This is a genomic window from Paraburkholderia phymatum, assembly GCF_038900715.1.
In the GTDB taxonomy this organism is placed as follows: domain Bacteria; phylum Pseudomonadota; class Gammaproteobacteria; order Burkholderiales; family Burkholderiaceae; genus Paraburkholderia; species Paraburkholderia phymatum_A.
Window position 1 is genome coordinate 204,106 of sequence record NZ_JAYMRZ010000006.1, and the last position, 14,250, is coordinate 218,355.

Sequence of the window (14,250 nt, forward strand, 5' to 3'; positions counted from 1 at the left end):
TGAATGCGGCGTGTTTGCCGTACAGGTTCAATCTACGCGTCGTCTGTGGGCGGGACTGCGACAGGTTGTTACGAAGTGAAAGCATGCAATGCGCACCGCGAAAGCTCTTCCAACGTCGGATTAGCCGATGCCGACATGCCCGGGTCAGCGCGCCACGCCGGCCCGTCCTCACGGGCCAAAGCAGGCTGGATCTTCCCTCAGCCGAATCGCTCATACCGATGCAGTAAATGCGACCGTAAACCTGCCTTACATTTGAACCATCTATTAATGCGGAGCGCCGCGCCCGCAAACAAAACCGGGGCGCCGCAGCGCCCCGTTTTCTATTAGACGGACAAGCAAACGGACCTCAGGCAGTGACCCTCGTAGCTTGCGCGTCTACGGATTGACGGGCGTCGCCTGCGACGAGCGGATACACGATGCCCGCGATCACGGCGCCGACAATCGGCGCGACCCAGAAGAGCCACAGCTGGTCGACGGCAGCGCCGCCGACGAAGAGCGCCGGACCCGTCGAGCGCGCCGGATTCACCGACGTATTGGTGACGGGAATCGAGACAAGGTGAATCAGCGTCAGGCACAAGCCGATCGCGATGGGTGCGAAGCCGGCGGGCGCGCGCTTGTCGGTGGAGCCGAGAATGACGAAAAGGAAAAATGCCGTCATCACCGTTTCGCAGACGAATGCGGCCGGCATCGCATAGTGGCCGGGCGAGCGGTCGCCATAGCCGTTGCTCGCGAAACCGCTGGAGACCAGATGGAAGTCCGCGTTGCCCGAAGCGATGACCGACAGCACGTAGGCGCCGAGCACCGCGCCGAGCACTTGCGCGACGATGTACGGCACGAGGTCGCGTGCCGGGAAGCGGCCGGCGACCGTCAACCCGACGCTCACCGCGGGATTCAGATGACAACCGGAAATATGGCCAATGGCATAAGCCATCGTCAGAACGGTCAGGCCGAACGCGAGCGACACGCCCACGAAGCCAATGCCGAGGCCGTGAACAGGACCCGCAAAGTTTGCCGCGAGGACGGCGCTACCACAGCCGCCGAGAACGAGCCAAAAGGTGCCGAACAGCTCCGCCGCTAGGCGCTTGAAGAGATTCATCGTGTGCAATCCTAATAAGTGCGTGGGAATTCAAGAATGGAAACGCGGGCGACAGGCGCTTGCGAGCGGAAATTCTAAGCACCGTTGACAAAAGGGACTGTCAAGAATTGTCATTCACGAACGCGGAATTATTTCGTGATAAACCGGCTGCTCTTTGAACGATTCAACCGGATTTAATAAATTACTCAGACAAAAACTTTTGATAGACGCATTCATCTCCATTGCGAATTTCGTTTGCACCGGCTAATCTCCGTGCTAACCACTTTAGAAAAAAGAGGGGAGCCCAAATGTCGCAATACGCAGATCTCAAGGCGCAAATCGCTCGCTTGCAGGCAGAAGCCGACGAAGCGCGCCGTCATGAAGTCGGCAATGTGATTGCCGAGATCCGCCAGAAAATCGCGGAATACGGACTGAGCGCGAATGACCTCGGTTTTGTGGAGGCGGCCCGCCGCGGGCGCCCGCCCAAGAAGGCGCCGCTGCCCGCCAAGTATCAGGATCCGAAGTCCGGGAGCACGTGGAGCGGCCGGGGAAAGCCGCCCAAATGGATTGCCGGCAAAAATCGCGAGCGCTTTCTGATCGGCGAGGCGTAATCAGTCAGACGATGAAGGCCACTTGAAGGTGATCAGGCTGAATGCGCCACGTGCTGATCGGTTAAATGCGCACAAAGGCGTTACAGGTCCGCGGAACCACTGATTGCGCTAAAAAGCATTTAAGAAAGCGCTTCCACTACTGGCGCAGTTTGGATTGACCGGTATAAAAAAGCCGCCCGGGGAGGCGGCTTTTTTCTTGAAGCGATTCGAATCGAAGGCAGAACGGTCGCGCAAACGATTGACCTGAATAATTTACGTGTCCAATACGCCTTCCGGCAGAGTTGACCGATAACGATCAGCCCACCGCCACGCGACGCAGCACCGGGCGGCGCGTTGCTTCGAGGAGCGCCGTGTAGCTGTCGACGTAGTTCTGCGCCATGATCTTCGAGCTGAAGCGGCGTTCGAACTGCGAGCGGATCTCAGTGCGCGAAAGTTCGTCGATTCGCTGCAGCGCCGCCACGGCACCTTGCACGTCCTCGCAGATGTAACCCGTCACGCCGTGGTCGATCACTTCGGGCACCGAGCCGCGATTGAACGCGATCACGGGCGTCCCGCATGCCATCGACTCGATCATCACGAGGCCGAACGGCTCCGACCAGTCGATCGGGAACAGCAGCGCCTTCGCACCCGACAGGAACTCCGGCTTCTGCGCCTCGTTGATTTCGCCGATGAATTCGACGTGAGCCTGCGACAGCAGCGGTTCGATTTCCCGCTTGAAGTATTCCTGGTCGACCTTGTCCACCTTGGCGGCGATCTTCAGCGGCAAACCGCTTTGTGCAGCGATCTTGATGGCTGTATCGACGCGCTTTTCCGGACAGATGCGGCCAAGGAACGCCAGGTATTCCGGCTTCTTGTGGCTTTGCGGCGTGAGCAGCTGGTCCGGCAGGCCATGATAGATCGTGTTGAGCCAGTTCGCCTGCTGCAGCGGCAGACGCTGCGAATCCGAAATCGAGACCACGGGTGCGTCCGTGAACGTGTCGAACACCGGCTGCAGTTCCGGCAGATCCAGACGGCCGTGCAGCGTCGTCACGAACGGCGTGTCCAGCGTCGAAAAGAGCGGGAACGGCAGATAGTCGAGGTGAAAGTGCAGCACGTCGAACTCGTGCGCGATCTTGCGCACCCGCTCCAGCAGCAGCATGTGCGGGGCGAGCGCGTCGCGGATCGTCGGATCCAGACGCAGCGCGCGCGGCCACGCGGGCTCGAGCTTGGCGGACGTCATTGAATCGCCGCTCGCGAAAAGTGTCACATCGTGACCCAGATCGACCAGCGCTTCGGTCAGATACGACACGACGCGTTCTGTGCCGCCATAGAGTTTCGGTGGGACAGCTTCATACAACGGCGCGATTTGTGCGATTCGCATGCGTGATCTCCTTTTGCAAACGGCTTCGCGCCGCGCTGCCTTGTCGTGTGGCAAAAAGCGGAAGCCTGTCGGACGGTTGGGCGCGGTGTGCCGCCGCCCGTCGCAGGAAACCCAATCGGGTTATCCCTAGGTCCCATTATCGGGATCGGGCGCGCCAATTCGAGCTATTTTTCAAACACTTAACGTTGTTACAGCGCGAAACATGATGCGTAATAAGTGTACGGATCGTACCGGAATGCTCGCCGGGAAGAACATCCAGACAATATCCCCCGTACTTTGCGCCAGATATCGCAGCATGTTGCGCCATGCTTTCGTCCGACCTTATTGTGCATTGCCGAACGTATCGGCGCAAAATCGCTTGGTCGGCTTTCAGATATGAGCGCATAATCCGCTTCCCAATCTTTTTGCACGCACTTGCGTGCAGCCGGCTCGCGCTTTCAATGCGCTTCTATGCCGCTTCAGATCCCGCGTCGAAAATTTGTAGGAAAAAGACCTACAGAAATTCTGGATTTTTCCGTCAACCAATTGAGGCGGATGTCCGATTCCCATCGGCTGGCCCTTTCGAGAAAATGCATGCTGACCATAAGCGTGCCGTTCGCATTTTTTTAACGCGAGCGAGCAAACGTTTTACATAGGCCTGACCAGCCAGTTCGAACCGGGGGATTCATGAGCGCTCAAAGCGACATGCTCAATGAAATTAGGGAAGTGAACTTGTCGTATCTGTTGCTTGCCCAGCGCCTGCTGCGCGAAGACAAGCCAATGGGCATGTTTCGCATGGGCATCTCGGAGCAGCTCGCCGACGTGCTCGCCAATCTGTCGCTCGCGCAGACCGTCAAACTCGCTGCGTCGAACCAGTTGCTGTGCCGCTTCCGCTTCGACGATCACCAGATCCTCTCGTCGCTTGCCGACAAGGGCAAAGCGAGTGTCGTCGCCCAGGCGCACTCCGCCATCCTGATGGCTGGACAGCCGGTCGAGCAGATCGGCTGACGCCGGCCGGCGCGCACACGCGCCGCAGACACGCAGACAGACGCAATCCTACGCGCGCCGGCGACGGCGCTCTTTCACCGTTCCCGCCGGAGCGCGCCGCATCGCGCGCCTAAAAGGCGAGACGGGCCACGGACGCGGGAAGCGAGGCGGATGGCACAAAAAAGCGTGATGCTCGAAGTCAGGGAGATCACCCTGGCGATTGAACTGATCGAACTCGGCGCGCGCCTGCAATTGCTCGAAGCGGAAACAACGCTGTCGCGCGACCGGCTCACCAGGCTGTACAAGGAAGTGAAGGGCGAGTCGCCGCCCAAGGGTATGCTGCCGTTCTCGACGGACTGGTTCACGACCTGGCAGCCGAACATTCACGCTTCGCTGTTCTACAACATCTACCGGTTCATGTCGCAGCGGGGCGGCTGCGAGACGATCCACTCGATCGTCAAGGCGTACCGGCTGTATCTCGAACACGTGCGGCTGCATCTCGACGAGCCGGTGCTCAGTCTCACCCGCGCGTGGACGCTGGTGCGCTTCTTCGACTCCGGCATGCTGCAGACGACGCCCTGCACCCGCTGTCGCGGACATTTTGTCGCCCATGCGCATGATCCACGTCAAGGCTTCGTATGCGGCCTGTGCGCGCCGCCGTCGCGCGCCGGCAAGACCCGCAAAGCCGCTGGCACCCACGGCGGTGCAACGCAAGCGGCCGTCGGCAAGCTGTCCAGCGCGCCCGCAGAAGCCCTGCCGGGCGGCGCCGAGGCGTCCGCGTGAGCGCGCGCCGCGCAGCTGATCTGCACGCGTGGCGGCTGAATTGCATGCGCTTTCGCGTCCTCTGGTTAACACCGTCCCGCACCGAATCCCAATCCCCCAAAGTTTTCCAGCCGTTTGCCGTAAACCTGAATAACGACGGTCTCCGTCGACTTTCGTGAGGGCTCGGCAGTGCTGATTTTCGTGGGAACACTCGTTACGCTGTTGTCCGTCTTCGGCGGGTATGCGCTGGAGGGCGGCCATCTGGGCGCGCTCATGCAGCCCGTCGAAGTGCTGATGATCGCTGGAGCGGGTCTCGGCGCGTTCATCCTGGGCAACGGGATGAAGACGATCAAGGCTACGTTGCGCGTGATTCCGACGCTGTTCAAGGGCGCCAAGTACAACAAGGACGTTTATATGGAGCTGATGGCGCTCCTTTACGTCCTGCTGGCGAAGGCGCGCAAGGAGGGCACACTCACGCTCGAAGCGGATATCGACGATCCGCAGAAGAGCCCGATTTTCACGCAGTACCCGAAGATCCTTGCGGACCATCACATCGTCGAATTCCTGACGGACTATCTGCGCCTGATGGTCGGCGGCAACATGAACGCGTTCGAGATCGAAAGCCTGATGGACGAAGAGATCGAAACGCATCACGCCGAAGGCGAAGCGCCCGCGCACGCGCTGATGAAGGTCGGCGACGCGATGCCCGCGTTCGGTATCGTCGCGGCCGTGATGGGCGTCGTGCACACGATGGCTTCCGCCGACAAGCCGCCCGCCGTGCTCGGCGAAATGATCGCGCAGGCGCTGGTCGGCACGTTCCTCGGCATTCTGCTTTCGTATGGCCTTATCAGTCCGCTCGCGAGCGTCGCCGAGCAGCGCGTCAAGGAGTCGACCAAGATGTTCCAGTGCATCAAGGTCACGATCCTCGCGAGCCTGAACGGCTATGCGCCTGCCATCGCCGTCGAATTCGGCCGCAAGGTGCTGTTCTCGACCGAACGCCCGTCGTTCGCCGAGCTGGAAGAACACGTGCGCCGCGTGAAGGCGAAGTAACGGCGGACACGGGCGAGGAATCGGGCAATGGCCAAGGACAAGGACCGCGCAATCGTCGTCAAGCGCGCCGCGCCGAAGAAGGACGGCCATCATGGCGGCGCGTGGAAGCTCGCGTATGCGGACTTCATGACGGCGATGATGGCCTTCTTCCTGCTGATGTGGCTGCTGAGTTCGGCATCGACGGTGCAGCTGAAGGGCATCGCCGACTACTTCAATCAGCCGCTAAAGATCACGCTGTGGGGTGGCGACCGCAGCGCCGTCGATTCGAGCACGATGAAGGCGAGCGGTCGCGACATTTCGACCGACAAGGACGGCATCACGCGTCAGAGCGAAGGCTCGACGAACCGCGCCGAGCACACGGCGATGCGGGCCGACGACCAGGCGATGCAGCAGTTGCAGGGCGCCGTCGAGCGCCACGAGCAGGTGCGCCTGCACGACCTGCAGGTGAAGCTGATGGCCGCGATCGAAGCGAACCCCGTGCTGCGCCAGTTCAAGCAGCAGATTCGCATCGACTCGACGCTGCAAGGCTTGCGCATCGAAATCGTCGATACGCAGAAACGGCCGATGTTCGCGACCGCGCAGGCCGTCGTGCAGCCGTACATGCGCGATATTTTGCGCGCGATCGGCAATACGCTGAACGACGTGCCGAACCGCATCGTCGTGCAGGGCCACACCGACGCCGTGCCGTATGCGGGCGGCGACAAGGGCTATAGCAACTGGGAGCTGTCCGCGGACCGCGCGAACGCATCGCGCCGCGAGCTGATCGCGGGCGGCATGGACGAGACCAAGGTGTTGCGCGTGCTGGGCCTCGCGTCGACGCAGAACCTGAACAAGGCCGATCCGCTCGATCCGGAGAACCGGCGCATCAGCATCATCGTGCTGAACAAGCGGTCGGAAGAAGCCATGATGCACGACGACACGTCGTCGACCACCTTGTCGAACGACGCAGCCGGCGCCGGCAAGCCGCTGCTGCAAAAGATCACGCAACCCGCTCCGCAACAAGGTCAGCAATCCGGGCCGCAACCCGCCTTGCGATCCGGTGTGAACGGAGCAAAGCCCAGCCTGCAATCCGCTTCGCCGCCGCCCTCGCTTCAGGCCGCAGCGCCTGACGCGCAAGAGAACGGCGCGGTCGAAACGGCCGTGGTCGAGCAAAGCGTGGCTGGCAAGGGCGCGGCGCCTGCAACGGCGACGCAATGACAGACAGCGGATCGCGGACGCGCGCCGGAATGCGCAGCCGCGATCCATCGTGAGCGCAGTGAGGATGGAATGATCAGGCACATTCTGGCAATCGACGATTCGGCGGCGATGCGGCAAATCCTTGCCGCGACGCTGACGGGTGCCGGCTATCAGGTGACGCTCGCGGCCGACGGCGACGAAGGGCTCGAAAACGCGCTGGCGATGCCGTTCGATCTCGTGCTGACCGATCAGCACATGCCGGGCAGAACCGGCCTCGACCTGATCGCCGCGCTGCGCGGCAACCCGGCATATCGCACGACGCCGATCCTCGTCCTGACGACGGAATCCGGCGAACCGTTCAAGGCAGCAGCACGCGACGCGGGCGCGACGGGCTGGATCGAAAAGCCGCTCGACCCCGACATGCTGACCGAGCTGGTCGCGGCGCTCGCGTGAGCGCGGCGGCGGGCAGGCGGCAAACGACAAATGGAAGTGGCATAGCAAGCCAGACAGGACTTTCGCGGTGACACAGGCATGACACTCGACATCACTCAGTTCTATCAGACGTTCTTCGACGAAGCGGACGAACTGCTCGCGCAGATGGAGCAGTTGCTCCTGAATCTGAACGTCGGCCAGCCCGATCCCGAGGATCTGGCGGCCATCTTTCGCGCGGCCCACTCGATCAAGGGCGGCGCGGCGACGTTCGGCTTCACCGCGCTGACCGAGACGACGCACATTCTCGAATCGCTGCTGGACCGCGCGCGCAACAACGAACTCGTGCTGCGCAAGGACATGATCGACACGTTCCTCGAAACGAAGGACGTGCTTTCGGGCCAGCTCGCCGATTACCGCGCAAGCGCCGAGCCGGATGCGGCCGTCGCGGCCGCGATCTGCGCGAAGCTCGAACGGTTGAACGCGGAAAATCGCGGCGAGGCGCCCGCGCAAGCCGCGGCACCGGCACCGGCGGCGCCGGCCGTCGCGCAAGTCGCCGCGAACGGGCATGCGCCGGAACACGTGGTCGAACAGGCAGTAGAAGCCGCAGGCGAATGGGCAGGCAACGAACCGGCAAAGACCGGCGCTGCGCCATCCGATGCGGCCGCAGGAGCCCATCTGAAAATTACGCTACGGGGCGTTGGGGAAAAGGACCAGGCACTCCTGACCGAAGAGTTGGGCAACCTGGGCCGAATCGTCGGGCAGGTGAAGACAGGCGGCGACATCACGCTGTGGCTGGATTCCGATGTGTCGTCCGACGACATAGTTGCCGTGTGCTGTTTCGTGATCGACGAAAGTCAGATCGAGATAGGCCGCGGCGCGGCGCCGGCCAACGACGTGGAACAGGACGCGCCTCGCGCGCCTGAAGCCGCGCCCGTTGCGCAGGCATCTGCGGGGGGCATGGCGAGCGGCGGCGCGGGGGCGCCTGCCGCAGTCGTGCAGCCGGCCGTTGCAGCAGCGGCGGTTTCCGTTGCGGCGGCGCCTGCCGTGGCTGCGCAGCCCGCCGCTCAACCGGCTATGGAGCAGGCCGTTCAGCCTGCCGCAGCCGCAATCGTTGCACCCGCAGCGGAGGCGCAGCAGCCGGCAGCGGCCGCAGCGAAGGCCGCGCACGCATCCGCCGAAGGCGATCGCAAGGCGCGTCCGGCGGCTGCCGCGAATGCGGGCGAAGGCAGTTCGATCCGCGTGGGTGTCGAGAAGGTCGACCAGCTGATCAACCTCGTCGGCGAACTGGTGATCACGCAAGCGATGCTCGCGGAAACCACCAGCACGTTCGATCCGGCGCTGCACGATCGCCTCTTCAACGGCATGGCGCAACTGGAGCGCAACGCGCGCGATCTCCAGGAAGCCGTGATGTCGATCCGCATGATGCCGATGGATTACGTCTTCAGCCGCTTCCCGCGTCTCGTGCGCGATCTGGCGGCGAAGCTCGGCAAGCAGGTCGAACTCGTCACCTTCGGTCAGGCGACCGAACTCGACAAGAGCCTGATCGAGCGCATCATCGATCCGCTCACGCACCTCGTGCGTAACAGCCTCGACCACGGCATCGAAACGGTCGAGGCGCGCAAGGCGGCAGGCAAGGATTCGACGGGCCAGCTCGTGCTGTCGGCGGCGCATCACGGCGGCAACATCGTGATCGAAGTGAGCGACGACGGCGCGGGCCTGCGCCGCGACAAGATTCTCGCGAAGGCCGTCAAGCAGGGCATGGCCGTCAGCGACACGATGACCGACGAAGAAGTCTGGAACCTGATCTTCCTGCCGGGCTTCTCGACGGCGGAGCAGGTGACGGATGTCTCCGGCCGCGGCGTCGGCATGGACGTGGTGAAGCGCAACATCCAGTCGATGGGCGGCCATGTCGAAATCACGTCGCATGCGGGCAAGGGCAGCACGACGCGCATCGTGTTGCCGCTCACGCTGGCGATTCTCGACGGCATGTCGGTGAAGGTGGGCAGCGAGATTTTCATCCTGCCGCTGAACTTCGTGATGGAGTCGCTGCAGCCCCGAGCCGACGATATCTACACGGTTGCGAACGGCGAGCGCGTCGTGCGCGTGCGCGGCGAATATCTGCCGCTCGTCGCGCTGCACGAAGTGTTCTCGGTCGACGGCGCGCGCACCGATCCGACGCAGGGCATCGTCACCATCATGCAGACGGAAGGACGCCGGTTCGCGATGCTGATCGACGAACTGGTCGGCCAGCAGCAGGTCGTGGTGAAGAACCTCGAAACGAATTACCGCAAGGTACACGGCATTTCCGCGGCGACGATTCTCGGCGACGGCAGCGTCGCGCTGATCGTGGACGTGGCGGCACTCAATCGCGAATCGCGGGCGTCGCACGGCGCGTCGCTGGCGTTCGCCTGACATTCAACTCATCCCAACCGTTTTTTGGGGGCTAACGTGGCAGAAGTCCAATCCATCAATTCGAGCGGCGTGGCCGGCTCGAACGGCCGCCGCGACGCGCAGGCCGATGCGGGCGGTCAGGAGTTCCTGATCTTCACGCTCGGCGCCGAAGAGTACGGCATCGACATCCTGAAGGTGCAGGAAATCCGCGGCTACGAGAGCGTGACGCGCATCGCGAACGCACCGGATTTCATCAAGGGCGTGATCAATCTGCGCGGCATCATCGTGCCGATCGTCGACATGCGCATCAAGTTTCACCTCGGCCGCGTCGAGTACGACCATCAGACCGTCGTGATCATTCTGAACGTCGCGGGCCGCGTGGTCGGCATGGTCGTGGACGGTGTCTCCGACGTGCTGACGCTCGCCAACGATCAGATCATGCCCGCGCCGGAATTCGGCGCGACGCTGACGGCGGAATATCTGACGGGCCTCGGCACTGTCGATGGCCGCATGCTGATCCTGATGGACATCGAAAAGCTGATGACCAGCCGGGAAATGGCATTGATCGAAACGCTCGGCTAATCACGCGGGCCGCAGGAACGCAGCAAGAACGACAGCCATGCATGGGACCAGAGGACGCGCTGAAGCGCCGACTTCTGATCGACAACCGTGCAGGGAACCGGAGCGAGCGCCAGGGCGCCAGCTTCGGTACAGCAAAATCAGGGAGCAGAAAATGCTGAGCAGATGGTCGATCCGGACGACGCTGACCGTCGTGGGGATCATTCTCGTTGCGCTGACAGTGATCGTCGGGGCGCTTGGGTTCACGGCGCTGAGCCACTCGGGCGACGCGCTTGACGGCATGGCGCACGGCGACATCGTGGCGATCCGCACGCTGAACGATTCGTCGTCGTACCTGCTGCGCGCGCGCGTCACGTTCGACCGCGTCAACGCGCTGACGGCGCAGGGCGAGATCGAACAGTCGAAGCAGGCTATCGACCGTGCGGCATTCCTGCTCGGCAAATCGAACGAAAACTGGCAGGCGTTCCTGAACACCCCGAAGAAGGGCGTCGATCAATCGCTGGTCGACGCCGTGGTCGCAAAGCGCGCGGCGCTGATGAACGACGGCGTAACGCCCGAGCTGGCCGCGCTGCGCGCAAGCGACCTGTCCGGCTATCACGCGATCGCCGACACGAAGATCAGCCCGATGTTCGTCGCGTATGACGACGCCGTGAGCCCGATGGTCAGGGGATTGCAAGCGCACGCCGAGCAACAGCAGGAGAACGCCGCCGAGCAGATCGCGACGATGCGCGCGCTGATCATCGGCGTCGTGGCGCTCGCAGTGGTGATGGTGATCGGCATCCGCTTCGCGCTGCGCGGCATGATCGTGCAGCCGCTGAACGATGCGATCGCGTGCTTCGAGCGCATTTCGAAGGGCGACCTGACGCAGCAGGTGAACACGTCGGGCACGAATGAAATCGGCCGCCTCTTCCGGGCAGTCGGCCAGATGCAGGAAAGCCTGTCGGCGATGCTCAAGTCGATGCACGCGAGCGTCGAGTCGATCGACACGGGCGCGCGCGAAATCTCGATGGGCAACACCGACCTGTCGCAGCGCACGGAACAGCAGGCGGCCTCGCTGCAGGAAACGGCATCCAGCATGGAGCAGCTGACGGGCACGGTGCGCCAGAACGCCGAGAACGCGCGCCAGGCGAGCCAGCTTGCGGTGAACGCGTCGGACATCGCGACGCGCGGCGGCGAAGTGGTGAGCCAGGTGGTCAGTACGATGCAGGACATCGCGAGCAGCTCGAACAAGGTCGTCGACATCATCAGCGTGATCGAAGGCATCGCGTTCCAGACGAACATTCTCGCGCTGAACGCGGCCGTCGAAGCGGCGCGCGCGGGCGAGCAGGGCCGCGGCTTCGCGGTCGTCGCGGGCGAAGTGCGCAGCCTCGCGCAACGCAGCGCGAGCGCGGCGAAGGAAATCAAGGAGCTGATCGGCGACTCGGCCGACAAGGTGCAGGGCGGCTCGGCGCTCGTCGGCCGCGCGGGCACGACGATGGACGAAATCGTGCAGGCCGTGCGCCGCGTGACGGACATCATGGGCGAGATCAGCGCGGCATCGGAAGAGCAATCGGGCGGCATCGAGCAGGTCAACCGCGCCGTCGTGCAGATGGACGCAGTGACGCAGCAGAACGCGGCGCTCGTCGAGCAGGCGGCGGCAGCGGCGGCGTCGCTCGAAGAGCAGACGCGCTCGTTGCAGACGGCGATCGGGCACTGGCGCGTGAATGGCGCGCAAACGGCACAAGCAGCGCGCGCGGCGGCCACGCCGTCCGCGAACGCAGCGAAGAGCCGTGTGAAGGCCGCCGTCGCGCAGGCGGCGAAGCCCGCGCAGCCGGTCGTCGCAAAGGCGGAAGCGGCAGCGCCGTCGCGCGTCGAGCCGGCCGTCAGAAAGACACCGTTGACGTCGGCGGAACCCGCCGCACGTCAGACGGCGAGCGCGGCCTCCACGTCCGACGCCGATTGGGAAACGTTCTGACGAACGACACATGGATAGATCAGACTGCCGGCACATCACGCAGTGCCGGCGACAACGCAGGCAACATTGAACGCAACAGCGGCAAGGGCAGGATCGACGGGCGGTGCGGCGCTCGCTGTGGCAGACGGAAAACATCATGATGGCAACGCGCGCGCAACCGCGCCCTGAACGGGCAGAGCCGACGAAATCCGGCGAACAGGCTCGCGATTTCGAATTCACGTCGGCGGACTTTGCCCGCATTCGCGAGCTGATTCATCGCAGCGCGGGCATTTCGCTGTCGGATCATAAGCGCGACATGGCGTATAGCCGGCTCGCGCGGCGTCTGCGCGCGCGCGGCATCGACTCGTTTCGGCAATATCTCGATCTCCTCGAATCGGACAACGATCCCGCCGAGTGGGAAGCGTTCACGAACGCGCTCACGACGAACCTCACCGCGTTCTTTCGCGAAGCCCATCACTTTCCGATTCTCGCCGACTTCGCCGCGCGCCGGCCGGGGCCCGTGTCGGTCTGGTGCTCGGCGGCATCGACGGGCGAGGAGCCGTATTCGATCGCGATGACGCTGATCGAAGCGCTCGGCGAACAGGCCGCACGCCACGCGAGCGTGCTCGCAACCGACATCGACACGCAGGTGCTCGCCAAAGGCGAGGCAGGCATGTATCAGTTCGATCAGGTCAAGCACCTGTCGCAGGAACGGCTCAAGCGCTTTTTCCTGAAGGGCACGGGTGCGCATGCGGGCATGGTGAAGGTGCGTCCCGAGCTGCGCGCGATGATCCGCTTCGAGCAACTGAATCTGACCGAGCGCGACTACAGGCTGAACACGCAGTTCGACGCGATCTTCTGCCGCAACGTGATGATCTATTTCGACAAGCCGACGCAAGGGCAGGTGCTCTCGCGCTTCGAGCCGCTCGTGAAGCCGGGCGGCCTGCTGTTCGCGGGCCACTCGGAGAACTTCACGTATGTCACGCAGGCGTTCCGTCTGCGCGGGCAAACCGTCTATGAGCTGACTCGCGATGCAGGCGCTGCGCGCCCGGCGCATCGTGCGGCGAGCCACGGCGCGACGAGCGGGGTGCCCGCATGAGCAGCACTTTGCCGATCGCAACGAATCTCTATTTCGACAATCACTTCAAGCGCCCCGGCGTCAAGCTGCTGCCGAACGAGTTCTACACGACGAACGAGGACATGGTGCTCGTCACGGTGCTCGGCTCGTGCGTGGCGGCCTGCATCCAGGATCGCACGGCGGGTATCGGCGGGATGAATCACTTCATGCTGCCCGACGACGGCGCCGACGTCGCGCAGGCCGCCTCCGACTCGATGCGCTACGGCGCCTACGCGATGGAAGTGCTGATCAACGAGCTGATCAAGGCGGGTGGCCGCCGCGAGCGTTTCGAGGCGAAGGTGTTCGGCGGCGCGGCCGTGCTCGCGGGCATGACGACGATGAACATCGGCGACCGCAACTCCGCATTCGTGCGCCGCTATCTCGCGCTGGAAAAGATTCCCATCGTCGCCGAAGACCTGGAAGGCAACCATCCGCGCAAAGTCGCGTTCATGCCGCGCACGGGCCAGGTGATGGTCAAGAAGCTGCGTTTGCAACAGGAAGCCGGCGTCGCGGAACGCGAGCAGGCGCTCGCGCGGCAATCGGCCGAAGCGCGTGCCGAGCGACTCGCAAAGGCGCGCGCGCGCGTCGAGCTGTTCGCGGCGCCCGCTGCGGGCAAGCCGCGCATCGAGCTGTTCGGCGCGAACGCATCGGCCGGGGCAAATCCGGCGGGAAATCCGACAACAAGCCCGAATGCGGGTGCAGCGCGTCCGGCGGGCGCGAAGCCGCGCATCGAATTATTCGGCGCGTCCGCGCGCCCGACTCAATCAAACAACGCCAGGACGGTAGAGGAGGCGTGAG

The 14,250-nt window shown here is 63.5% G+C and carries 13 protein-coding genes; 11 read left to right on the top strand and 2 right to left on the bottom strand.

The window, feature by feature from the left end:
- Positions 1–346 precede the first annotated feature (346 nt).
- A complete protein-coding gene (aqpZ, locus tag VSR68_RS13965; protein ID WP_342940410.1) occupies positions 347–1,096 on the bottom strand; it encodes an aquaporin Z in 750 nt (249 codons plus the stop codon).
- Positions 1,097–1,383: 287 nt separating this feature from the next.
- On the opposite strand from aqpZ, the gene VSR68_RS13970 reads away from it, so the two are divergent.
- The gene (locus VSR68_RS13970; RefSeq protein ID WP_090870554.1) at positions 1,384–1,686 is read left to right on the top strand and encodes an H-NS family nucleoid-associated regulatory protein; all 303 of its coding nucleotides are present in this window, start codon (positions 1,384–1,386) and stop codon (positions 1,684–1,686) included.
- Between the two features lie 295 nt (positions 1,687–1,981).
- On the opposite strand, the gene VSR68_RS13975 is transcribed toward VSR68_RS13970, so the two are convergent.
- Positions 1,982–3,046: a glycosyltransferase family 4 protein gene (locus VSR68_RS13975; RefSeq protein WP_342940411.1), complete on the bottom strand. Its 1,065-nt coding sequence runs from the start codon at positions 3,044–3,046 to the stop codon at positions 1,982–1,984.
- Positions 3,047–3,712: 666 nt separating this feature from the next.
- Between VSR68_RS13975 and flhD the strand changes: the two genes are divergently transcribed.
- The 10 genes from flhD to cheD all read left to right on the top strand — a co-directional run bounded on the left by flhD (position 3,713) and on the right by cheD (position 14,249).
- Positions 3,713–4,033 (top strand): flagellar transcriptional regulator FlhD, encoded by a 321-nt coding sequence (gene flhD, locus VSR68_RS13980; protein WP_087736326.1) that lies wholly within the window; start codon positions 3,713–3,715, stop codon positions 4,031–4,033.
- Positions 4,034–4,183: 150 nt separating this feature from the next.
- Positions 4,184–4,795 carry a flagellar transcriptional regulator FlhC gene (gene flhC / locus VSR68_RS13985; RefSeq protein WP_342940412.1) on the top strand — a complete coding sequence of 204 codons (612 nt, stop codon included), beginning with the start codon at positions 4,184–4,186 and terminating at the stop codon, positions 4,793–4,795.
- Between the two features lie 168 nt (positions 4,796–4,963).
- Positions 4,964–5,824, top strand: a complete 861-nt coding sequence (gene motA, locus VSR68_RS13990; RefSeq protein ID WP_342940413.1) for a flagellar motor stator protein MotA — start codon at positions 4,964–4,966, stop codon at positions 5,822–5,824.
- A 27-nt stretch (positions 5,825–5,851) separates the two neighbouring features.
- The gene (gene motB / locus VSR68_RS13995) at positions 5,852–7,021 is read left to right on the top strand and encodes a flagellar motor protein MotB (RefSeq protein ID WP_342940414.1); all 1,170 of its coding nucleotides are present in this window, start codon (positions 5,852–5,854) and stop codon (positions 7,019–7,021) included.
- A gap of 69 nt (positions 7,022–7,090) precedes the next feature.
- Positions 7,091–7,453 carry a response regulator gene (locus VSR68_RS14000; RefSeq protein WP_090870542.1) on the top strand — a complete coding sequence of 121 codons (363 nt, stop codon included), beginning with the start codon at positions 7,091–7,093 and terminating at the stop codon, positions 7,451–7,453.
- A gap of 78 nt (positions 7,454–7,531) precedes the next feature.
- The gene (cheA, locus tag VSR68_RS14005) at positions 7,532–9,844 is read left to right on the top strand and encodes a chemotaxis protein CheA (RefSeq protein ID WP_342940415.1); all 2,313 of its coding nucleotides are present in this window, start codon (positions 7,532–7,534) and stop codon (positions 9,842–9,844) included.
- Between the two features lie 36 nt (positions 9,845–9,880).
- Positions 9,881–10,405 carry a chemotaxis protein CheW gene (locus VSR68_RS14010; protein ID WP_090870538.1) on the top strand — a complete coding sequence of 175 codons (525 nt, stop codon included), beginning with the start codon at positions 9,881–9,883 and terminating at the stop codon, positions 10,403–10,405.
- Between the two features lie 151 nt (positions 10,406–10,556).
- Positions 10,557–12,356, top strand: coding sequence for a methyl-accepting chemotaxis protein (locus tag VSR68_RS14015; protein WP_342940416.1), 1,800 nt, complete (start codon positions 10,557–10,559; stop codon positions 12,354–12,356).
- A 136-nt stretch (positions 12,357–12,492) separates the two neighbouring features.
- Positions 12,493–13,434 (top strand): CheR family methyltransferase, encoded by a 942-nt coding sequence (locus VSR68_RS14020; RefSeq protein ID WP_342940417.1) that lies wholly within the window; start codon positions 12,493–12,495, stop codon positions 13,432–13,434.
- Positions 13,431–14,249, top strand: coding sequence for a chemoreceptor glutamine deamidase CheD (gene cheD, locus VSR68_RS14025; protein ID WP_342940418.1), 819 nt, complete (start codon positions 13,431–13,433; stop codon positions 14,247–14,249). Before VSR68_RS14020 ends, cheD begins: the two co-directional genes overlap by 4 nt.
- Position 14,250: the final 1 nt, after the last annotated feature.